The following is a 22695-nucleotide window of genomic DNA, read 5'->3' on the forward strand; positions in this document are numbered from 1 at the left end:
GCCGACTCCTTACAAATCGCCGAAGAAGCGCTTCACGCCTTCGAACCAACCGGTGGTTTTCGGCGAATGACTGTTGTCACCCGCCAGGGAGCTGCGCAACTCCTCCAGCAATTCGCGCTGGCGACGACCCAGGTTGACCGGGGTTTCGACCGCCACGCGGCACATCAGGTCACCCGCACCGCCACCACGAACCGGCGCGACGCCTTTGCCGCGAACACGGAACTGCTTACCGGTCTGAGTCCCTTCCGGAATCTTCAGCTTGACCCGACCATCAAGGGTCGGAATCTCCAGTTCGCCACCCAGCGCTGCATCGACGAAGCTGATTGGCACTTCGCAGAACAGGTGCTTGCCGTCACGCTGGAAGATCGCGTGCTCGCGCACGTTGATTACCACGTACAAGTCGCCGGTCGGGCCACCCTGTGCACCCGCCTCGCCTTCGCCAGACAAGCGAATACGGTCGCCGGTATCGACACCGGCCGGCACTTTCACCGACAGGGTCTTGTACTCTTCGACACGACCTTCGCCGTGGCAGGAATCGCACGGATCGGAAATGATCTTGCCTTGGCCATGGCAGCGCGGGCAGGTCTGCTGCACCGAGAAGAAGCCCTGCTGCATGCGTACCTGACCGATACCGCCGCACGTCGGGCACGTGATCGGCGAGGAGCCTTTCTTGGCGCCCGAGCCATCGCACGGCTTGCAGTTGACCAATGTCGGAACGCGGATATTCACGGTCGTGCCGCGCACCGCTTCTTCCAGGTTCAGCTCCAGGGTGTAACGCAGATCGCTGCCGCGCTGAGCGCCGCCACGAGCACCGCCGCGACCGCCACCGAAGAAGTCACTGAAGACATCGCCAAAGATGTCGGAGAAATTCTGACCGCCAAAACCGGCACCGCCGCCACCCATGCTCGGGTCGACACCGGCATGACCGTACTGGTCATAGGCCGCGCGCTTGCTGGAATCGGACAGCACTTCGTAGGCCTCGTTGGCCTCCTTGAACATATCTTCCGACGCTTTGTCATCGGGATTACGGTCTGGGTGGTGCTTCATCGCCAGGCGACGGTAGGCCTTTTTCAGGTCCGCTTCGCTTGAACCACGCTCAACACCCAATACTTCGTAATAGTCACGCTTTGCCATAAGTCTTTGCACTCTTAAGGACGTTCGGCAAACCTCTCCTGAGCCTCGCCAAACTCGTTGAGCCCCAATACAGGCCCGGACCCAACTCACGTCAATTCAACGATCCTGGTCTTTGATTCGATGCGGTACTTTCGACTCGAAAAGCAGGAGCATTTCCGGCCATACCATCAGCACCCGAACGGTTGTCGCATGCTGTAAAAATTCGCTAACTCCAGACACGCCAACGCGGGAGCAAGCTCCCGCGCGGCGACATCCTACCAGTCACCGCCTGAAGGCAGTCAACCGGGCGACCAACAACTTACTTGTGGTCTTTGACTTCTTCGAACTCGGCATCGACAACGTCGTCAGCTTTTTCAGCTTTTTCGTCGTGCGGTGCCGCGCCTTCAGCTGGCTGAGCCTGGTCGGCGTACATTTTCTGAGCCACTGGCGCGGAGACCTTGGACAGCTCTTCAACCTTGGCTTCGATAGCGGCCTTGTCGTCGCCTTTGATGGCGGTTTCCAGGGCAACTACAGCGGCTTCGATTGCAGTCTTCTCTTCAGCGCTCACTTTATCGCCAGCATCAGCGACCATTTTGCGCGTCGAGTGAACCAGGGCATCGCCTTGGTTACGGGCGCTGGCCAGCTCTTCGAACTTGCGGTCTTCTTCAGCGTTAACTTCAGCATCGCGAACCATCTGCTGAATTTCTTCCTCGGACAGACCGGAGTTGGCCTTGATCACGATCGACTGAGTCTTGCCGGTAGCCTTGTCTTTCGCGCCGACGTGCAGAATGCCGTTGGCGTCGATGTCGAAGGTCACTTCGATTTGTGGCACGCCACGTGGTGCTGGTGGAATCTCGGCCAGGTCGAACTTGCCCAGGGACTTGTTCTGTGCGGCTTGCTTACGCTCACCTTGCAGTACGTGAATGGTCACTGCGCCCTGATTGTCGTCGGCAGTCGAGAACACTTGCGATTTCTTGGTAGGAATCGTGGTGTTTTTCTCGATCAGCGCGGTCATCACGCCGCCCATGGTTTCGATACCCAGGGTCAGCGGGCTGACGTCGAGCAGCAGAACGTCTTTCACGTCACCGGCCAATACTGCGCCCTGGATAGCAGCACCCATGGCAACAGCTTCGTCAGGGTTGACGTCTTTACGTGCTTCTTTACCGAAGAAATCGGTTACCAGTTTCTGAACCAGTGGCATACGGGTCTGACCGCCGACCAGGATCACGTCGTTGATCGAACCAACATCGATACCGGCGTCTTTCATCGCGATGCGGCAAGGTTCGATGGTGCGCTGAACCAGGTCTTCAACCAGCGCTTCGAGCTTGGCGCGGGAGATTTTCACGTTCAAGTGCTTAGGACCGGTAGCGTCTGCAGTGATGTATGGCAGGTTCACGTCGGTCGACTGGCTCGAGGACAGTTCGATCTTGGCTTTCTCAGCGGCTTCTTTCAGGCGCTGCATGGCCAGCGGGTCACCCTTGAGGTTCATGCCGCTTTCTTTCTTGAACTCGTCAACGAGGTAGTCGATCAGACGAATGTCAAAGTCTTCACCGCCCAGGAAAGTGTCACCGTTGGTGGCCAACACTTCGAACTGGTGCTCGCCATCGACTTCAGCGATTTCGATCACGGAAACGTCGAAAGTACCGCCGCCCAAGTCGTAAACGATCACGGTGTGATCGCCTTTGGCCTTGTCCATACCGTAGGCCAGTGCGGCTGCGGTTGGTTCGTTGATGATACGTTTAACGTCCAGACCTGCGATGCGGCCAGCGTCTTTGGTGGCTTGACGCTGGCTGTCGTTGAAGTAGGCCGGAACGGTGATCACCGCTTCGGTCACTGGCTCGCCGAGGTAGTCTTCGGCGGTCTTCTTCATCTTCTTCAGAATTTCAGCCGAGATTTGTGGCGGCGCCATTTTCTGGCCATTCACTTCAACCCAGGCGTCATTGTTGTCAGCCTTGACGATCTTGTAAGGGACCATCTGGATGTCTTTCTGTACGACTTCTTCGTCGAAACGACGACCGATCAGACGCTTCACCGCGTACAGGGTGTTATGCGGATTGGTCACTGCCTGACGCTTGGCCGACTGGCCAACCAGGATTTCACCGTCGTTGGCATAAGCGATGATCGACGGCGTGGTACGCGCGCCTTCAGCGTTTTCAATAACTTTGGCTTTGCCGTTTTCCAGCACGGAGACGCAGGAGTTGGTAGTCCCCAGGTCGATACCGATAATTTTGCCCATGTTCACTCTCCCGAAACTTTGGATTTGGATGCCGCAGTAGTGGTGGCTGACTGCGGTAGCACTTAAACGCTTGACTTCTAAATGGGGGCCTTGCGGCTAATTTCAAGCCTGCTCGTCAATCGAAGGCGAAACCGGTGCAGGTGCCTTGCTGACCACGACCATGGCCGGGCGCAGCAAGCGACCGTGAAGCTGGTAGCCCTTCTGAAACACCTTGAGCACGCTGTTTGGCTCGACGTCGGCGCTTTCCTGCATGGCCATCGCCTGATGATGCGAAGCATTGAAGGGTTCGCCTTCAGGATCGATCGCTTCCAGGTGATAGCGCTTCAGGGTGTCCTGGAACATTTTCAGGGTCAGCTCGATCCCTTCGCGCATCGGACGAATGTTTTCGTCGTCAGGGTTGGACAGCTCCAGGCCGCGCTCCAGGCTGTCGATGATCGGCAGCAGGTCGCCAGCGAACTTTTCCAGGGCGAATTTGTGAGCCTTTTCAACGTCCTGCTCGGCACGGCGGCGGACGTTCTGCAGATCGGCGGCTACACGCAAAGCCTGATCCTGCGCACCAGCCAATTGCTCTTCGAGCACTTGTACACGAGCCGCCAGGTCTTCACCCGAAGCCTCGGGGCCCTGGTTGGCGTCTAGATTTTGCGTATCCACTGTCTGTTCGTCAGCCATAGATTTCTCCTTCCAATATCGTCCGCGAGCTCAACTCGCGCTTCTGCCCCGGTATATGGGGCCGCAAAATTCAGCTTCAAGGGCTGTTTGATGATTACCCCTACAAAAAACAGCTGCATTGTCATTCCTCATTGCGCTAAGGATTTTCGCAAATCAAGCAAATCGACCTAAGAGAGGGCATTGTCAGCCTGAAACAAAACACTGTATAAATAACCAGACCTAAAGCCTGGGAGCGGCCTTTATGCTGGTGCACCTGTCCGTACATAACTACGCCATCGTTGAACATCTCGATCTCGAACTCGATCGCGGGATGAGCGTGATCACAGGGGAAACCGGCGCCGGCAAGTCGATCATGCTCGACGCCCTGGGCCTGACCCTGGGCGATCGCGCCGACAGCGGCGTGGTCCGCCCGGGCGCCGACAAGGCCGATATCCTGGCCACCTTCGACCTGATCGACATCCCGGAAGCCAGCGCCTGGCTGGCCGAGCGCGACCTCGAGAACGACGGCCCGTGCATTCTGCGTCGAGTGATCACCGCTGAAGGGCGATCCCGCGGCTACATCAACGGCACTCCCTGCCCCCTCGGTGACCTGAAGGCCCTGGGCGAGTTGCTGATCGATATCCACAGCCAGCACGAACACCAATCCCTGCTCAAAACCGATACCCATCGCCGTCTGCTCGACGAATACGCCGGCGCCACAGACCTGGCCCGCCAGGTGCAACTGGCCGCCCAACGCTGGCGCCAGACCCGCCAGGAACTGGAACGCCTTTCCAACTCCGGCGACGAACAGCGCGCACGCCATCAATTGCTCAGCTATCAACTCGAAGAACTGGAAAACCTAGGCCTCGGCGAAACCGAGCTGGAGCAGCTGGAACAGGAGCACAAGAACCTGACCAACGCCGAAACCCTGCTGGGCATTTGCCGGCAAGTGGTCGAACAATGCAGCGAAAGTGATTCCGGCAACGTACTGAACGCGCTCACCGCCAGCCTTAATCGCCTATCGAGCGTGAACAATTCGATCGGCGCCTTGGGCGAAGCCAGCAGCCTGCTGACCAGCGCGCAGATTCAGGTTGAAGAAGCTGTAGGCGAGCTGAACCGTTTCCTCGACAACTTCGACGCCGACCCGGCCCGCCTTCAATACCTGGAAGAGCGCCTCGATGCCATCTACACCCTGGCGCGCAAACACCGCATCCAGCCGACCGAGGTCGCTGAGATGCAGCAGAAGCTACTCGATGAAATCGAAACCCTGAATGCCAACGACGAATCCATCGAACGACTGAGCGATGAGCTGGCCTCCTACGCCCGCCATTATCAGGAGAAGGCGCGGGAGCTGAGCGATCTGCGGCATCAAGCCTCAAGCAGCCTGGCCAGTGCCGTAGAACAGGAAATCCAGCGCCTGGGCATGCCCGGCGGCCGCTTCACCATCGAGCTGCGCCCCAACAGCAGCGACGAACTGATGCCCAATGGACTCGAACAAGTAGAACTGCTGGTAAGCGCCAACCCGGGGCAACCATTGAAAGCCCTGGCAAAAGTGGCGTCGGGCGGCGAACTGTCGCGTATCAGCCTGGCGATTCAGGTGATCACTGCACAGACCTCCCGCGTACCGACCCTGGTGTTCGATGAAGTGGACGTGGGTATCGGCGGCCCGACCGCCGAGATTGTCGGCCAGTTGCTGCGACGCCTCGGGGAGCGTGGGCAGGTTCTGACCGTGACTCACTTGCCGCAAGTGGCGGCGCAGGGGCATCAACATCTATTTGTACACAAGGTCCGCGGTGAAGACGCCACACATACGGCCGTCTCAAAACTGAGCAAGACCGATCGCGTTGAAGAAGTGGCACGGATGCTGGGCGGCATCGACCTCACCAAGGAATCACTGGCTCACGCGAAAAAAATGGTCGTTACAGCGAGAATTTGAGAACAGCAGAAAGCACGAAGGCGACCCTGGGGTCGCCTTCGTTCGTTTCGCGAACCTGAAGTTCGCGCGACATGCTTACTTTTTCTTGCGTACGTACAGCACAAGATTGTGATCAACCATCTCGAAGCCATACTTGTCGACGATTGCTTTCTGCAGCCGCTCGATTTCTTCGTCGAAGAATTCGATCACTTCACTGGTCTCGACGTTGACCATATGGTCGTGATGCTTGCCGTCGTCCAGCTCGAAGACCGCATGGCCTCCGTCGAAGTTGTGCCGCACCACAAGGCCAGCTGCCTCGAACTGGGTCAGAACACGGTAAACCGTGGCCAGACCGACGTCCTCACCAGCCTCCATCAGCGCCTTGTAGACATCCTCGGCACTCATGTGGCGTTGCTCGGCGGAATCGAGCATTTGCAGAATTTTGACCCGTGGAAGGGTCACTTTGAGGCCGGCTTTGCGTAGTTCGCTATTTTCAACCATGGTCAGCTTTCTCGCGATGCTGCTTCGCAGCTTCTCTTAATGCGGGTATGATCGGCGTTTACGTTGTCCCAGCCAAGATAGTGGAAGTCGCCCACCGATGCAAAACACCAAGCTCTTGCTAACCAGTTTCACCTTTGTGGGACTGCTCGCACTCGCCGGTTGTTCATTCCCCGGGGTTTACAAAATCGACATCCAGCAGGGCAATGTCGTCACGCAGGACATGATAGACCAGTTACGCCCGGGAATGACCCGCCGGCAAGTACGGTTTATCATGGGTAACCCTCTGCTGACCGACACGTTCCATGCCGATCGCTGGGATTATCTCTACAGCCTGCAACCGGGTGGCGGTGAACGCCAACAGGAACGCATTAGCGTTATCTTCAACCCAAATGATCAACTTGTCAGCCTCTCTGGCGATTTCATGCCGGGCGTGAGCCGCGACGAAGCCATTCTCGGCAAGGACAGCGACACTACCGTGACCGCGCCTGCCGAAAACGCCGAGAAGCCGAAGCCAGAAAAACCGGTCAAGCCTGGGTCGTTGCTGGATCAGATCCAGAAGGACGTGGACAACGTGGAAACCGTTCCAGTCCCGACGCCAGAACCGCTGGAAACCTCGCCGCAATAATTTGCGACGCAATAAAAAACCCGGCATGTCCGGGTTTTTTATCGTCTGGCGTTTGACCGGAATCACTGATTCCGGGCTTTGGCCTCCGCCGCCTTGGCGGCGCGCAACCGGCGAACTTCTTTCGGATCAGCAAGCAACGGCCGGTAAATCTCGAGGCGATCCCCTGCCTGAACCGGACGATTGGCCGGCTCAGCGATCACTTTGCCAAAGATCCCAACCGGACAACTGGCCAGATCCAGCTCAGGGAATTCGCTGTTCAGGCCGGATTTGAGCAACGCATCTCGCACCGTTGCGCCCACCGGCACCGTTACGATCAGCAATACCTGACGATCAACAGCGGCATACACCACTTCAACCTTGATCACGGCCTCAACCATGCATCTGTTTCGCACGCTGGCAAAACGCGTCCATCAGCGTATTCGCCGCCTGATTGAACAAAGGCCCCAACGTCGCACGTACCAGCGGTCCCGAGTAGTCGAACGACAAGTCCAGACTGATCTTGCAGGCCTTCTCGCCCAACGGCTTGAACACCCATACGCCGTGCAACTGGCTGAACGGGCCTTCCTCGAGGTTCATCTCGATCGAACGCCCGGGCACCAGGGTATTACGCGTCACGAAATGCTGACTCAGCCCCCCCTTGGCCACGCCGACGCTGGCGCGCATGAGCTCAGGAGTACTTTCCAGAACTTCGGCCGACGAGCACCACGGCAGGAATTCCGGATAGCGGGCCACATCGTTGACCAGGTCATACAGCGCTTGTGCCGGATACGGCAGCAGGGCCGAACGTTGAATGTGTGTCGTCATGTCAGCGTTACTTCCACAGCTGGGCGGCAAACACTACAAGAATGCCGATGGGCGCCACATAGCGCATCAAGAACAGGGACAGGGCGAACAGCACCGGACGGCGGATCGACAATTCGTCGCGCACCGCTTCACGCCCCATCACCCAGCCCGCAAACACCACGAAACACAAACCACCGAGTGGCAACATGATCCGCGAGGTGAAGAAATCGATCACACCGAAGAAATCCAGACCACCGGCTGCTCCCCATTGATAGAGGTGGAACATCCCGCCTTCGTTCACGAAAAACTTGGCTTGCTTCCAGATATTGAAGGAAAACACCGTGCCCAGACCGACGAACCAGCAGATGAATGCCAACCAGAAGGTAACCCAGGCACGACTGATCTTCGTGCGCTCAACCAGGTAAGCCACCATTGGCTCGAGCAGGGAAATCGCCGAACTCCAGGCCGCAATCGCTACCAGCACGAAGAACACTACGCCCATCAATTGGCCGAACGCTACGTTGCCAAAGGCAAATGGCAGGCTGACGAACATCAGGCCAGGGCCTTCGCTCGGGTTCAGGCCGGCAGCGAACACAATCGGAAACAATGCCAGACCGGCCACCAGGGAAACGAAAGTATCGAGCAGCGCCACACCGACAATGGTGCCGGAAATCGACGAGCTCTTCGGCATATAAGCACCGTAGATCATGATCGAACCGACGCCCACGCTCAGGGAGAAGAACGCGTGCCCCATGGCCGGCAGCAAGCCGTCGAGCACTTTTTCCGGGTGGAAGTCGAACATGAAATGCACGCCCTCCATGAAGTGGCCGGTGGTCATGCTGTAGCCCAGCAGGACAATCACCATCACGAACAGCAGCGGCATCATGATCCGCAGGCTGCGCTCCAGCCCGGCGACCACGCCTTTGGCGATCACCACGGCGGAGAGGAGCATGAAAATCGTGTGCCAAAGTGTCAGGCGCCATGGGTCGGCGATCACATTGCCGAAGTAGGCGCCGACCTGATCAGGTGTCGCGCCCTGGAAGTCGCCACGCCCCATGTCGATGATGTAATCCAGCGACCAGCCGCCGACCACACTATAGAAAGACAGAATCAGCAGTGCCGTGATCATCCCGGCGAACGCCCCCCAGGACCACTTCGCCGAATGCCCCGCTTCCAGCGCCAGGACCTTCAAGGCATTGGCCGGGCTCTGCCGTGCGCGCCGGCCGATCAGGGTTTCGGCCAGCATCACGGGCACACCGATCAGCGCGATACAGGCCAGGAACATCAGCACGAAGGCTCCGCCACCGTAGACGCCGACCATGTAAGGGAATTTCCAGATACTACCCAAACCCACGGCCGAACCGGTCGCGGCGAGTATGAAGACCCAGCGGCTAGCCCAACTGCCGTGGACAGAAACCTTGTCTGTCGACATCGTTATCACGCCCAAGCGTTCAAAAAAGAGGCCGCATTGTCCGGGATTCAATCAACCTGCTCAAGCACGTAGCGTCACCGTAGCCGACTCGCTTGCAACTCCCTATAATGCCGCCCCTATGGCTAAACAGAAGAAACACCCAACAGGGACCATCGCGCAGAACAAAAAGGCGCGACACGATTACTTCATCGAGCATAAGTTCGAGGCTGGTCTGGTCCTGGCCGGCTGGGAAGTAAAAAGTTTGCGGGCAAGCAAGCTACAACTGGTTGACAGTTACGTGCTGCTCAAAGATGGCGAAGCCTGGTTGCTCGGCAGCCACATTACGCCGCTGATGACTGCCAGCACCCACGTCATCGCAGATCCGACCCGCACCCGAAAATTGCTGCTCAACCGGCGGGAGCTGGAAAAGCTGGCCGCTGCCGTGCAGCAAAAAGGTTACGCCTGCGTATGCCTGTCCTGGTACTGGAGCAAGCACATGGTCAAGTGCGAGATCGCTTTAGGCAAGGGCAAGAAGGAATACGACAAGCGTGATACCGAACGCGAACGCGACGCCGGTCGTGAATTGCAGCGTGCGGTGCGAAACAAGGGCAAGGAAGAGTAATTTCCCTGCCTGATCGCGGCTTTTGTGGCGAGGGAGCTTGCTCCCGTTCGGCTGCGAAGCAGTCGTAAACGATCTGCTTAACGGTGCTGGCCTGGGGGCCGCTTCGCGCCCCAGCGGGAGCAAGCTCCCTCGCCACAGAGAAGCTGACTACATCCCCTTGCGCCGCTCCGCCCGAGCCACGCGTTGCACTTCCTGACGCACCTCTTCCAGCACTTCCTGCACATACAAAATGTGCCGACTGGAAACCTCCCGCGCCTGCTCTGCCCGTCCTTCGATAATCGCCAGATACAATTCTCTGTGCTGCGCGATCAGCATGTCGCGGGTTTCTGAACGCTGTTTGTACATGCCGCCAATGTTGGTCACCACGTTGCGCTTGAGAAGGTCGAACAGCCCACGAATGGTGTGCAGCAACACCGCGTTATGGCTGGCTTCGGCGATTGCCAAGTGAAATTTTGCGTCCGCCGCGCCCTCTTCTAGCCGACTCACTTCGTCATGACGCGAATAGCAGTCCTGCAACTCGTCGAATGCCGCCGTCAGCCGCTCGCGATCCACATCAGTCGCGCGCAATGCCGCGTAGTAAGCACAGGAGGCCTCCAGCGTATGACGAAACTCCAGCAAATCGCGCTGGGCCTCGGGGTTGCTTTCCAGCAGGTGCAACAGCGGGTCACTGAACGTCGAGCCCAGGGATTCCACCACATAGTTGCCGCCGCCCTGACGACTGACCAGCAGCCCTTTGGCTGTCAGTTTCTGAATCGCTTCGCGCAACGAAGGACGTGATACGCCGAACTGCTCGGCCAGCGTGCGCTCTGCCGGCAAGCGTTCGCCAGCCTTCAATGTGCCCTCGAGGATCATCCCCTCGAGTTGCTCGACAATATCGTCAGACAAACGGCGCTGCCGAATCTGATCAAACCCCATCACTCAATTCTCCACGATCCCGGCGGCTCGCCGGGCTCTCTATTCTGGCCTATTGGCGCTGCGCCAGCACCTACCAGACGACGTTTGATCGAACAGATCAGATGCGTTCTGCACCGCTCATTCGACAAAAGTTTTAGGGCGGCAAATTGACACACCGCATACAAGGCTTTTACCCTAGCCAACAGCGATTGTAAATTGGTATTACCAATTAACCAAGAACGCTGACCAGTGCCTGACCAACAACAATTAGGGGCCACCCCATATGCAAACCTGGCAACAGCTCTACAGCCCGCTCGGCAGTCTCGGCGTGTCCGCACTCGCGGCCGTCATCCCCATCGTATTTTTCTTCCTGGCTTTGGCCGTATTCCGCCTCAAAGGCCACGTGGCCGGCAGCATTACCCTGGCGCTGTCGATTGCGGTGGCAATCTTCGCGTTCCAGATGCCGGTCGATATGGCCTTCGCGGCTGCCGGATATGGCTTCGCCTACGGCTTGTGGCCGATTGCGTGGATCATCGTGGCAGCGGTGTTCCTGTACAAACTGACGGTCAAGAGTGGTCAGTTCGAAGTAATCCGTAGCTCGGTGCTGTCGATCACTGACGACCAGCGCCTGCAAGTGCTGCTGATCGGCTTCTGCTTCGGCGCCTTCCTGGAAGGTGCCGCCGGTTTCGGCGCACCGGTAGCGATTACCGCCGCGCTGCTGGTGGGACTGGGCTTCAACCCGCTGTACGCCGCGGGGCTGTGCCTGATCGCCAACACCGCGCCGGTAGCCTTCGGTGCCTTGGGGATTCCGATCATCGTCGCCGGGCAAGTCACCGGCATCGACGCGTTCAAGATTGGCGCCATGACCGGTCGCCAGCTGCCATTGCTGTCACTGTTCGTGCCGTTCTGGCTGGTGTTCATGATGGATGGCCTGCGCGGCGTTCGGGAAACCTGGCCGGCGGCGCTGGTAGCTGGTTTAAGCTTTGCCATCACCCAATACTTCACCTCGAACTTCATCGGCCCGGAGCTGCCGGACATCACCTCGGCGCTGGCCAGTCTGATTTCCCTGACGTTATTCCTGAAAATCTGGCAGCCGAAACGCGCCGCCGGCCAACACATCGTCGGCGCCGTCTCGGCTTCCGTGGTGGCCAGCGCCGGTGGTTTCGGCCAACCGCGCACCACCGTGGCTTCGCCTTACAGCCTGGGGGAAATTTTCAAAGCCTGGTCGCCGTTCCTGATCCTCACCGTACTGGTCACCATCTGGACGCTGAAACCGTTCAAGGCGATGTTCGCTGCGGGTGGCTCGATGTATAGCTGGGTGTTCAACTTCGCGATTCCGCATCTGGATCAAATGGTGATCAAAGTCGCACCGATCGTAACCGCCCCGACGGCGATTCCGGCGGTGTTCAAACTCGATCCGATTTCCGCAACTGGCACGGCGATTTTCTTCTCTGCGCTGATCTCGATGCTGGTGCTGAAGATCAATCTCAAAATTGGTCTTACCACTTTCAAAGAGACCGTCTACGAACTGCGCTGGCCGATTTTGTCCATCGGTATGGTGCTGGCCTTCGCCTTCGTCACCAACTATTCGGGCATGTCATCGACCATGGCTCTGGTACTGGCAGGCACAGGTGCGGCATTCCCGTTCTTCTCGCCATTCCTCGGCTGGCTCGGCGTGTTCCTGACCGGTTCCGATACTTCGTCCAATGCACTGTTCAGTTCACTGCAAGCAACCACCGCGCACCAGATCGGCGTCAACGACACCTTGCTGGTGGCGGCGAATACCAGCGGCGGCGTGACCGGCAAGATGATTTCGCCGCAATCGATCGCCGTGGCCTGTGCCGCGACCGGGTTGGTGGGCAAGGAATCGGATCTGTTCCGCTTCACCCTCAAGCACAGCCTATTCTTTGCAACGATCGTCGGCCTGATCACGTTGGCTCAGGCCTACTGGTTCACCGGCATGCTGGTGCACTAAGAACTACACGCGACACGGAAAAAACCGACGCCAGGTTACGCCCCCGGCGTCAGCTATTCACAACCGGGTCTGCAAGGCTGCTGAAAGCTTCCCTCACTATATTCAGCAGCCTCAGCGGACGGATAACCGGGACCACCCGGAGACACGCCTGATGAGCGAGCTTTTTTACAACGCTGTGCCGAATGCGACCCGCGTCGCCCCGCCACTGCCCGAGCCTCGGCAATACCCCAGCGAAAAACCGTCACGGGTCTACCTGTTCGGGACTTGCGTGGTGGATCTGTTCTACCCGGAAGCCGGGATGGACGCGATCCACCTGCTGGAACGCGAAGGCATTCGTGTCGACTACCCGCAAGGGCAAAGCTGCTGCGGGCAACCGGCCTACACCTCGGGTTACACCGAACAGGCCCGGACCGTGGCGCGCTCGCAACTGGCGCTGTTTGCCGGGGATTATCCGGTGGTGGTGCCATCGGGGTCTTGCGCGGGCATGTTGCGCGAACACTACGCCGACTTGTTCAAGGACGAGCCGCAAACGCTGAAGCAGGTCCAGGCCCTGGCCGCCCGGACTTATGAACTGACCGAATTTCTGCTCTTTGTCTGCAAGGTGCAGCTCAAGGACAGCGGCGAACCGGTCAAAGTGGCGTTGCACACGTCGTGCTCGGCACGCCGTGAAATGAACACCCACCTACACGGCCGTGAGTTGTTGGCGCAGCTAAGCAACGTGGAGCGAGTCGACCACAGTCACGAAAGTGAATGCTGTGGCTTTGGTGGGACTTTCAGCGTCCGTATGCCAGATATTTCCGGCGCGATGGTGGCTGACAAGACCCGGTCGTTGAAGGAATCCGGTGCGCAAAAGGTACTCAGTGCCGACTGCGGTTGCCTGATGAACATCAATGGCTCGCTGGAGAAACAGCAGGAAGCGTTGCGCGGTCAGCATCTGGCCAGTTTCCTGTGGCAGCGTACCGGAGGTTCCCAATGAGCACTTCCACGATTATTCCTACGGTTGCCGTAGAAGAAGATTTTCGTGCCCGGGCTCACAAGGCTTTGGCTGACACGCAACTGCGAAACAACTTTCGCAGCGCGATGGATTCACTGATGAGCAAACGGGCAGCGTCCTTCAGCGATGCCTTTGAGCGAGAACATTTGCGAGCGCTGGGCAATGCTGTCCGCGCCCGTGCTTTATCCAAGTTGCCCGATTTGCTCGAGCAGCTTGAACAGAACCTGACCCGCAACGGTGTGACAGTGCACTGGGCGGAAACGGTGGACGAGGCCAATGGCATCGTCTTATCGATCATCCGCGCTCACGAGGCGCGGCAAGTGATCAAGGGCAAATCGATGGTCAGCGAAGAGATGGAAATGAATCACTTCCTCGCTGAACAGGGCATTGAATGCCTGGAATCGGACATGGGCGAGTACATCGTCCAGCTCGACCACGAGAAGCCTTCACACATTATTATGCCGGCGATCCACAAGAATGCCGGTCAGGTCGCGTCCTTGTTCCACGACAAACTTGGCGTGGAATACACCAAGGACGTTGACCAACTCATTCAGATCGGTCGCAAGGTCTTGCGGCAGAAATTCTTCGAAGCAGACATCGGCGTCTCCGGCGTCAACTTCGCCGTGGCCGAAACCGGCACCCTGTTGCTGGTGGAAAACGAAGGCAACGGGCGCATGACCACCACCGTGCCGCCCGTACACATTGCCGTCACCGGCATCGAGAAAGTCGTCGAAAACCTGCGGGACGTTGTACCTCTGTTGTCACTGTTAACCCGCTCCGCTCTCGGCCAGCCGATCACCACCTACGTCAACATGATCTCCGGGCCGCGCAAGGAACATGAACTCGACGGCCCGCAGGAAGTGCACCTGGTATTGCTCGACAACGGTCGCAGCCAGGCGTTTGCCGACAGCGAATTGCGCCAGACCCTGAACTGCATCCGCTGCGGCGCCTGTATGAATCATTGCCCGGTCTATACCCGAATCGGCGGCCATGCCTATGGGGAGGTTTACCCTGGACCTATCGGAAAAATCATCACCCCGCACATGGTCGGCCTGGCGAAAGTCCCCGACCACCCGAGTGCCTCGTCGTTATGCGGCGCTTGCGGTGAAGTCTGCCCGGTAAAAATTCCGATCCCCGCATTGCTGCGTCGCCTACGGGAAGAGAACGTCAAGGCTCCGGACAGCCCCAATCAAGTCATGCGTGGCCAGGGCAGCAAGTACTCGCGCAAGGAACGGTTGATCTGGAACGCCTGGGCGAAGCTCAACAGCTCACCAACGCTCTATCGCTTGTTCGGTTTCTTCGCCACTCGCCTGCGCGCGCTGACGCCGAGCAACGTCGGCCCGTGGACCCAGAACCACAGCGCACCGAAACCCGCGGCCCGCTCACTGCATGACATGGCCCGCGAGCATCTGGCCAAACAGGGAGACCGCTGATGAGCGCCAAGCAAAATATCCTCGCCAAATTGCGCAACAGTCTGACAGGCACCACGCCGGTGCCTGACAACTTCGATGTCGAACTGGTGACCGAGCCCTACACCTACACGCCAGAACAACGCATCCCGCAACTGCGCAAACTGATGGAAGCGGTGCACACCGAAATTCATCTGACGTCCAGAGATGGCTGGCCCGAATTGCTGGCGCAACTGCTGCAGGACCGCCAGTTGCCCAGCCTGTTGATTGCGCCGACGACACCTCACGGTCAACGCATCACTCAGCATTGGGCGAAAAATCCTGGCCTGCCCGCGCTCAAAGCCTACGACCGTCCGGTCGAGGAGTGGAAAGCCGAGTTGTTCAACGACACCCCGGCCAGCCTGACCACCACCCTCGGCGCAATCGCCGCGACAGGTAGTCTGATTCTCTGGCCGACACGGGAAGAACCGCGTCTGATGAGCCTGGTGCCACCGGTGCATTTCGCCCTGCTCAAGGCCAGTGAAATCCGCGACAACTTCTATCAGGTGCAGCAGGAGTTCGAATGGGCCCAAGGCATGCCGACCAACGCCTTGCTGGTGTCCGGCCCATCGAAGACTGCCGACATCGAGCAAGTATTGGCTTACGGTGCCCACGGCCCGAAAGACCTGGTCGTTCTGATCCTGGAGGACCAATGAGTCTACCGGCAGCTTTCCTGCGAGATGCGCAGCAACTGATTCCTCAGGCACGACGTTTCGACGATCCGCTTTCGACCTTGGCCTTCGGCACCGACGCCAGTTTCTACCGGCTGATTCCGAAACTGGTGATCCGCGTCGAGTCCGAAGATGAAGTGGTGGCGCTGCTCAAACTGGCGCAACGGGATAAAGTCCCGGTAACTTTCCGCGCCGCCGGCACCAGCCTGTCTGGCCAGGCCATCAGCGATTCGGTGCTGATCGTGCTGGGAGATAACTGGAACGGTCGCGAGATTCGTGGGCAAGGAACACAGATCCGCCTGCAACCGGGCGTGATTGGCGCCCAGGCCAACGCATGGCTGGCACCGTTCGGACGTAAGATCGGCCCGGATCCGGCATCGATCAACGCCTGCAAAATCGGCGGCATCGTCGCCAACAACGCCAGTGGCATGTGCTGCGGCACGGCGCAGAACACCTATCACACATTGGCCGGGATTCGCCTGGTGCTGGCTGACGGCAGCCGTCTCGATACCGAAGATGCCGCCAGTGTGGCGGCCTTCCGAGAGAGCCACGCCGAGTTGCTCGAACAACTGGCGACTTTGGGTCGCGAGACCCGCGCAAATGCTGAACTGGCTGCGAAAATCCGCCACAAATACCGTCTGAAAAATACTACCGGGCTGTCACTCAATGCGCTGGTGGATTTCGACGAGCCTGTGGATATCTTGAGCCACTTGCTGGTGGGCTCCGAAGGCACGCTCGGATTCATCAGCGCAGTGACCTACGACACGGTGATCGACCACCCGAACAAGGCGTCGGCGCTGATCGTGTTCCCGGATGTAGAAACCTGCTGCAACGCGGTAACCGTGCTGAAAAGCCAACCGGTGTCGGCGGTGGAATTGCTGGATCGCCGCAGCCTGCGTTCGGTGCAAGACAAACCCGGCATGCCGGCTTTCGTACAGCAACTGTCGACCAATGCCTGCGCCCTGCTGATCGAATCCCGTGCCGCTTCGTCCTCTTTGCTTCAGGAACAGCTGACGCAAATCATGGCGTCGCTGACCGGCTTCCCGGTGGAGAAGCAAGTCGACTTCACCGAAGACCCGGTGGAAAACGCCCGGCTCTGGGCGATCCGCAAGGACACCTTCCCTGCCGTCGGCGCGGTGCGCAAAACCGGCACCACGGTGATCATCGAAGACGTCACCTTCCCGGTGGAACAACTGGCCATCGGCGTCAACCGCCTGATCGAGCTGTTCGACAAACATCACTACGACGAAGCGATCCTTTTCGGACACGCCCTGGAAGGCAATCTGCACTTCGTCTTCACCCAAGGCTTCAACAGTGCGGAAGAAGTCGCACGCTACCAGGCGTTCATGGACGACGTGGCGCAATTGGTGGCCGTTGAATTCGGTGGTTCGCTGAAGGCTGAACACGGCACCGGTCGTAACATGGCGCCCTTCGTCGAACTGGAATGGGGCAGCGATGCTTATCAGTTGATGTGGCAGCTCAAACGCCTGCTCGACCCTAACGGCATTCTCAACCCGGACGTGGTGCTCAGCGACGATCCACAGATCCACCTCAAGCACCTGAAACCGTTGCCGGCCGCCGATGAGATTGTGGATAAGTGCATCGAGTGCGGCTTCTGCGAACCGGTCTGCCCGTCGAAAGGCCTGACGTTGAGCCCACGCCAGCGCATCGTGATCTGGCGAGATATCCAGGCCAAGAAGCGCGCAGGCGTCGACACCACCGAACTCGAAGCCGCTTACGAATACCAAGGCATCGACACCTGCGCCGCCACTGGCCTGTGTGCGCAACGTTGCCCTGTAGGAATCAACACCGGTGAGCTGGTGAAAAAGCTCCGTGGCCGTAAGGCAACCCATACGAAAACCGCTAACTGGATTGAAGGAAATTTCGCCACCGCGTTGCAAGGCGCGCGCTTCACCCTGCACGTCGCCAACGGTGCGCGGATGCTGCTGGGGGCGCCACGCCTGGCGAAGCTTTCGGCATCGCTGACGCGGTTGTCAAAGGGTCAGGTTCCGCAATGGACCAACGCCATGCCGCAGCCGGAAAAGGCCATTCGCTTCAGCCCGACGGTGTCGGACGAGCGGCCTCGAGTGGTGTACCTGGCAGCCTGCGTGTCGCGGGTCATGGGCCCTGCGGCGGGTGATAAAGAGCAAATGTCGTTGTACGAAAAGACCCGTGGCTTGTTGGAAAAGGCCGGTTACCAGGTAGTTTTTCCGGACAATCAGGACAACCTCTGCTGCGGCCAGCCATTCGCCTCCAAGGGCTACGCCGAACAGGCCGAACACAAACGCCAGGAACTGATCGGCGCACTGCTGCACGCCAGTCGTGGCGGGCTCGATCCAATCTACTGCGACACCAGCCCCTGCACCTTGCGGCTGGTTCAGGACCTGGGCGACGTGCGACTGGACTTGTACGACCCCGTGCGCTTCATCCGCACTCACTTGATGGATCGTCTCGATTTCACCCCCCAGGAAGCGCCGATCGCGGTGCATGTCACGTGCAGCACTCAGCATCTCGGCGAGAGCCAGGCGTTGATCGATCTTGCGCGCAAGTGCAGTAAAAACGTGGTCATCCCGGAAGGCATTCACTGCTGCGGTTTTGCCGGCGACAAGGGCTTCACCACCCCGGAACTGAATGCCCATTCGTTACGCACGCTCAAGGACGCGGTACAGCAATGCAGCGAAGGGATTTCCACCAGCCGCACCTGTGAGATTGGTCTGACGCAACACGGCGGAATTGATTATCACGGGCTGGTTTATCTGGTGGATCGGGTCACCCAGGCCAGAGTGGTCTGACACCGAGGCACCAAAAGAAGGGGGCAATAACGCCTAATGCACAATCCCTGTGGGAGCGGGCTTGCTCGCGAAGACGGCGACACATTCAACATTGATGTCGCCTGGCACACCGCTTTCGCGGGCAAGCCCGCTCCCACAGGTTCCGCGTCTTAACTGACTGGTATCAGGCGTTTTTTGTCCCTTTTTCGTACCCGTCCCCCGGAAAAATCTTTCACCCATCGCAAGCGAAAATAGAACCCTTGCACGCCATCACAGTCCATTTGTTAAGCCCCAATCAGCGTGGCCCATCCCCACCCCCGTTCCAGGAGATACCCATGAAGCGTTCCGCCCTGGCTGGACTGCTCATCACTGCAACAATGCTGGCCTCCTCCGCATACGCCTCAAACGATAGCGATCAATGCGTAATGAAGCTCCAGGAAGTCAACAGCAAGCTGTCCAGCACTACCACGCTGGACGCTGCCACCAAAGGTGTCGTGATCACCAAAGCCGAACAAGCCAAGGCCGCCCACGCCGCCAACAATGACAAAGAGTGTGTTTCCCTGACGCAGCAGGCGCTTCAGGACATTCAAAGCCACGCGCACGGTCAGTAGGGCCTGACCAGAGCCAATCCAGCGTTGGCCCTGACACGCAAGCACGGACAGAAGGTCGACTCGCCGCGCGCATTGGCGTACACTGCGCTTGCCTGCTGGTTACACACAGCAGGTTCGGGGCCGTTTAGGATTCGACGCCGGTTGCGAAACTTTAGGTGCATGCCGAGTTGGTAACAGAACTCGTAAATCCACTGTTGCAACTTTCTATAGTTGCCAATGACGAAACCTACGGGGAATACGCTCTCGCTGCGTAAGCAGCCTTAGCCCTTCCCTCCTGGTACCTTCGGGTCCAGCAATCATCAGGGGATGTCTGTAAACCCAAAGTGATTGTCATATAGAACAGAATCGCCGTGCAGTACGTTGTGGACGAAGCGGCTAAAACTTACACAACTCGCCCAAAGCACCCTGCCCGTCGGGTCGCTGAGGGTTAACTTAATAGACACGGCTACGCATGTAGTACCGACAGCGGAGTACTGGCGGACGGGGGTTCAAATCCCCCCGGCTCCACCACTTGATCATCTAAAGACGTCCACGGACGTCTTTTTTTGTGCCTGAAATCCAGCAAGATCAAGGATTTAGGCGCTACTGGGCTCCGCTGAGGTTTTCAGAGTTCCAGCCGTTTGGGTATTCCAAATGGTATTCCAGGCCATCCAGTGCTATTTTTTGGAATACCAAAACGGTGTCAGAGGAAGCTCTCATGCCTGCTCTAGCCCTCCGCCTTTCCGACCGCCAGCTCAAGGCAGTCAAGGCAAAAGACAAGGATTACGTCCTCAGCGATGGTGACGGCCTTCAGCTCCGAGTCAGGAGCAACGGCTCGATGCTGTGGAACTTCAACTACCGCGAGCCGGTAACTAAAAACCGTATCAATATGGGGCTGGGCACGTACCCAGAGCTCTCACTAGCCAGCGCCAGGAAAAAAGTGGTGGAAGCGCGCGAGCTGCTTGCACAAGGCATTGATCCCAAGGTGCACCGCAATGCACAGGACGAAGCCAAACGAGCGGAGACGGAACACACGTTCGAGAACGTGGCCACCGCCTGGTTCGAGCTGAAGAAGGACTCCGTCACGCCGGCGTACGCCGAAGACATTTGGCGATCGCTCACGCTGCATGTGTTTCCAGACCTGAAAACAACGCCGCTCTCGAAAATTACCGCACCGATGGTCATCGAACTGCTTCGCCCAATCGAAGCCAAGGGCAGCCTCGAGACAGTGAAGCGACTGAGCCAACGGCTCAACGAGATCATGACCTACGGGGTGAACTCCGGGTTGATTTTCGCTAATCCCCTCAGTGGCATTCGGGCGGTATTCAAGAAACCCAAGAAACAGAACATGGCCGCGCTACGACCCGATGAGCTTTCTGAGCTCATGATCGAAATCGCGAACGCCAGCATCAAGCGGATCACCCGCTGCCTGATCGAATGGCAACTGCACACCATGACCCGTCCTGCCGAAGCGGCTACCGCCCGATGGGTAGACATCGACTTTGACAAACGCATCTGGACCATCCCACCAGAGCGCATGAAGAAGCGTCGTCCGCACACCATCCCGCTGACCGAACAAGTACTCGCGTTACTGGAGACGCTCAAGCCCCACAGCGGCCACAGGGAATACGTGTTCCCGGCAGATAGAAATCCGCGCACCCACGCCAACAGCCAGACCGCCAACATGGCGTTGAAACGCATGGGCTTCCAGGACCGCTTGGTCAGCCACGGCATGCGCTCCATGGCCAGCACCATCCTGAACGAGCATGGGTGGGATCCGGAGCTGATCGAAGTCGCGCTGGCGCATGTCGACAAGGACGAAGTCCGAAGCGCTTACAACCGAGCGGACTACATCGAACGCCGGAGACCGATGATGGCTTGGTGGAGTGAGCACATTCAGAAAGCGGCCACCGGCAACCTGTCGGCATCTGCGATCAATCAAACCAGGGACCACAACGTCGTGCCAATACGGTGAGCGCTCACCGGACGCCGCCAGGAACCGAGAATGACTCCCCAGATGGAGTGTTGGTTGATTTGGCGACAGCGGCGACAGCGGCGACAGCGGCGACAACCCGCGTAATACCTGGCCTGCAGCATGGCGACTAAAGTGGCGACTGTCACCACTGCAAGCCTTGTTCTTGGAGCCTTTTGACTAAGTCCATGCGAGCGGGAAGGCTCCGCATTCCCACTCGCATGGGCTCTGCGTTATGGCATCTCACTTGACCACCTAATTGCATTGCCACTGACCAGTCATTCGCATTCGCGCTGACCAGCCGTTTGCAGTTGATGGATGTCAGCGGATGCCACTCAGCCGCGAGAGCGTCAGCCAAGCACTGAAGGACTGCAACCGGCCGATTGTGTTGAAAAAGTCGACCCGGCCTGGTGACCCATGCATTGAGCGGTGAAAGCGCCTTTTTTGCACGCCGCTACGTCAAATCTGAGTCCTGAACCTTCTGCGCTAAACACAGATTTCAATCTCAGACGCGCACTTTTCTGCCGTGGAAACCGAAGCCGACTTTTTCAACACAATCGGCCAAAAAGAGACCGTGACTCTGCCGGGTCAACGCTCTATTCACGGGAAGATGTCGGCTGGTCACGGCCTTGCTAGGAGGGGTGGCGTCCGGTCAACTATGCAGGGCCACCGATCGAAGCGACACAGCAAGGTCATATTCCATCAGGCGTACGTTTGGTACCTGTGATGCCGCGTACCGTAGTTTTTGGCCGATGTCAGAAGCGACGATGACGCCATACACGCTCCTCTCGCCCGCGAGGTGCTCTTTCACCCAGCCCATGTAACGAAGGATTTGTCCCATTGCCGCGTCCGGCCCACGGCCTACTTTCAGTTCGAGGACGTAGAAGTCGCCGTTTCCCGTCGCCAGGATGTCGATCGGGCCGACGTCAGTTTGGAACTCCACGCCGTCGCGATCGTCCGTGCGGTATAGCGTGAGTGGCGCATCGTGGCCAGGTAACCTTGGAAGTTTTTTAGCGAGGTAATCGCGCAGGTGTGCCTCCAGAGCGAACATGCTGTACGCCTCATCGGATGCCTCAACAGCTTCGACGATCGGCAGCGGATTCTCACCCACCCCGTCAGCGAGGCGGACGATCAGTGCGCCATCGCCAGATTGTGCGATCTCCCACACGCCGTGCTTCTCTGGTTGGTACCAAACGACCTGGCCGCGCCCAGTGCTATACAGGTAATCGTAGGCCGTGTCGGTGAGCCGTGGTTTCTTGTTCTCGTTGTAGTGAATACGTGATGGGTGATTCACCGCCCCCGAGATGATGCTGCATGTCATCGAACTGTCGTTGACGTCATGACCATACATCGACCTTACCTTTGCTTTAATCGCAGGGTATGTGCATTCCCCGTTCATCTGCTGCGCCGCTTCCCGAACCATCTGCCATACCGGCGGGCGGTTGCCATTGCTCACTGTTGTACTCCTCGTTTGTGTTCTGTTTTCGAGTAATGAACCACGCCGTGAGCGTATAGGGTTCACTTAA

General features: G+C 58.4%; 19 protein-coding genes and 1 other RNA gene. 11 read left to right on the forward strand and 9 right to left on the reverse strand.

Annotated elements, in window-relative coordinates:
- Positions 1-9: 9 nt before the first annotated feature.
- The 3 genes from dnaJ to grpE all read right to left on the reverse strand — a co-directional run bounded on the left by dnaJ (position 10) and on the right by grpE (position 4018).
- Positions 10-1134 carry a molecular chaperone DnaJ gene (gene dnaJ / locus ACZ9IM_RS09040; RefSeq protein WP_007900528.1) on the reverse strand — a complete coding sequence of 375 codons (1125 nt, stop codon included), beginning with the start codon at positions 1132-1134 and terminating at the stop codon, positions 10-12.
- Positions 1135-1432: 298 nt separating this feature from the next.
- Entirely contained in the window at positions 1433-3349 is a 1917-nt protein-coding gene (gene dnaK, locus ACZ9IM_RS09045; protein ID WP_007900530.1) for a molecular chaperone DnaK, read from the reverse strand.
- 102 nt (positions 3350-3451) lie between these two features.
- Positions 3452-4018: a nucleotide exchange factor GrpE gene (gene grpE, locus ACZ9IM_RS09050; RefSeq protein WP_007900531.1), complete on the reverse strand. Its 567-nt coding sequence runs from the start codon at positions 4016-4018 to the stop codon at positions 3452-3454.
- Between the two features lie 241 nt (positions 4019-4259).
- Here grpE and recN point away from each other — a divergent pair, with 241 nt between their 5' ends.
- Entirely contained in the window at positions 4260-5933 is a 1674-nt protein-coding gene (gene recN / locus ACZ9IM_RS09055; protein ID WP_427625785.1) for a DNA repair protein RecN, read from the forward strand.
- 75 nt (positions 5934-6008) lie between these two features.
- On the opposite strand, the gene fur is transcribed toward recN, so the two are convergent.
- Positions 6009-6413 carry a ferric iron uptake transcriptional regulator gene (gene fur, locus ACZ9IM_RS09060; RefSeq protein ID WP_003197684.1) on the reverse strand — a complete coding sequence of 135 codons (405 nt, stop codon included), beginning with the start codon at positions 6411-6413 and terminating at the stop codon, positions 6009-6011.
- A 97-nt stretch (positions 6414-6510) separates the two neighbouring features.
- Here fur and ACZ9IM_RS09065 point away from each other — a divergent pair, with 97 nt between their 5' ends.
- Positions 6511-7038: an outer membrane protein assembly factor BamE gene (locus tag ACZ9IM_RS09065; protein WP_007900538.1), complete on the forward strand. Its 528-nt coding sequence runs from the start codon at positions 6511-6513 to the stop codon at positions 7036-7038.
- Between the two features lie 62 nt (positions 7039-7100).
- On the opposite strand, the gene ACZ9IM_RS09070 is transcribed toward ACZ9IM_RS09065, so the two are convergent.
- From ACZ9IM_RS09070 to ACZ9IM_RS09080, 3 genes are read right to left on the reverse strand one after another with little or no spacing between them, the layout of a single operon-like run.
- A complete protein-coding gene (locus ACZ9IM_RS09070) occupies positions 7101-7415 on the reverse strand; it encodes an RnfH family protein (protein ID WP_427625786.1) in 315 nt (104 codons plus the stop codon).
- On the reverse strand, positions 7408-7842 hold the full coding sequence (locus ACZ9IM_RS09075; protein WP_030128093.1) for a type II toxin-antitoxin system RatA family toxin: 435 nt from the start codon (positions 7840-7842) through the stop codon (positions 7408-7410). The genes ACZ9IM_RS09070 and ACZ9IM_RS09075 overlap by 8 nt, the downstream gene beginning before the upstream one ends.
- A gap of 7 nt (positions 7843-7849) precedes the next feature.
- Positions 7850-9253, reverse strand: coding sequence for a sodium-dependent transporter (locus ACZ9IM_RS09080; protein ID WP_008067189.1), 1404 nt, complete (start codon positions 9251-9253; stop codon positions 7850-7852).
- 118 nt (positions 9254-9371) lie between these two features.
- Here ACZ9IM_RS09080 and smpB point away from each other — a divergent pair, with 118 nt between their 5' ends.
- Positions 9372-9854, forward strand: a complete 483-nt coding sequence (smpB, locus tag ACZ9IM_RS09085; RefSeq protein WP_109627898.1) for an SsrA-binding protein SmpB — start codon at positions 9372-9374, stop codon at positions 9852-9854.
- A 147-nt stretch (positions 9855-10001) separates the two neighbouring features.
- On the opposite strand, the gene ACZ9IM_RS09090 is transcribed toward smpB, so the two are convergent.
- Positions 10002-10769 (reverse strand): FCD domain-containing protein, encoded by a 768-nt coding sequence (locus ACZ9IM_RS09090; protein WP_427625787.1) that lies wholly within the window; start codon positions 10767-10769, stop codon positions 10002-10004.
- 262 nt (positions 10770-11031) lie between these two features.
- On the opposite strand from ACZ9IM_RS09090, the gene ACZ9IM_RS09095 reads away from it, so the two are divergent.
- The 8 genes from ACZ9IM_RS09095 to ACZ9IM_RS09130 all read left to right on the forward strand — a co-directional run bounded on the left by ACZ9IM_RS09095 (position 11032) and on the right by ACZ9IM_RS09130 (position 21172).
- Positions 11032-12723 carry a lactate permease LctP family transporter gene (locus ACZ9IM_RS09095; protein WP_427625788.1) on the forward strand — a complete coding sequence of 564 codons (1692 nt, stop codon included), beginning with the start codon at positions 11032-11034 and terminating at the stop codon, positions 12721-12723.
- A 151-nt stretch (positions 12724-12874) separates the two neighbouring features.
- A complete protein-coding gene (locus ACZ9IM_RS09100) occupies positions 12875-13699 on the forward strand; it encodes a (Fe-S)-binding protein (protein WP_476223723.1) in 825 nt (274 codons plus the stop codon).
- Entirely contained in the window at positions 13696-15150 is a 1455-nt protein-coding gene (locus tag ACZ9IM_RS09105) for a LutB/LldF family L-lactate oxidation iron-sulfur protein (protein WP_476223724.1), read from the forward strand. The genes ACZ9IM_RS09100 and ACZ9IM_RS09105 overlap by 4 nt, the downstream gene beginning before the upstream one ends.
- On the forward strand, positions 15150-15821 hold the full coding sequence (locus ACZ9IM_RS09110; RefSeq protein ID WP_476223725.1) for a LutC/YkgG family protein: 672 nt from the start codon (positions 15150-15152) through the stop codon (positions 15819-15821). The genes ACZ9IM_RS09105 and ACZ9IM_RS09110 overlap by 1 nt, the downstream gene beginning before the upstream one ends.
- Positions 15818-18628, forward strand: a complete 2811-nt coding sequence (locus tag ACZ9IM_RS09115) for an FAD-binding and (Fe-S)-binding domain-containing protein (protein ID WP_476223726.1) — start codon at positions 15818-15820, stop codon at positions 18626-18628. Before ACZ9IM_RS09110 ends, ACZ9IM_RS09115 begins: the two co-directional genes overlap by 4 nt.
- Before the next feature lie 314 nt (positions 18629-18942).
- Complete coding sequence (locus tag ACZ9IM_RS09120; RefSeq protein ID WP_427625793.1) at positions 18943-19218, forward strand: hypothetical protein; 276 nt, start codon at positions 18943-18945, stop codon at positions 19216-19218.
- A gap of 116 nt (positions 19219-19334) precedes the next feature.
- Positions 19335-19728, forward strand: a transfer-messenger RNA (tmRNA) gene (gene ssrA, locus ACZ9IM_RS09125).
- A 187-nt stretch (positions 19729-19915) separates the two neighbouring features.
- Positions 19916-21172 (forward strand): integrase domain-containing protein, encoded by a 1257-nt coding sequence (locus ACZ9IM_RS09130; protein ID WP_476223727.1) that lies wholly within the window; start codon positions 19916-19918, stop codon positions 21170-21172.
- 649 nt (positions 21173-21821) lie between these two features.
- Here ACZ9IM_RS09130 and ACZ9IM_RS09135 read toward each other — a convergent pair.
- Complete coding sequence (locus tag ACZ9IM_RS09135) at positions 21822-22625, reverse strand: endonuclease NucS domain-containing protein (protein ID WP_476223728.1); 804 nt, start codon at positions 22623-22625, stop codon at positions 21822-21824.
- Positions 22626-22695: the final 70 nt, after the last annotated feature.

It is taken from the genome of Pseudomonas sp. TE12508 (assembly GCF_056279485.1).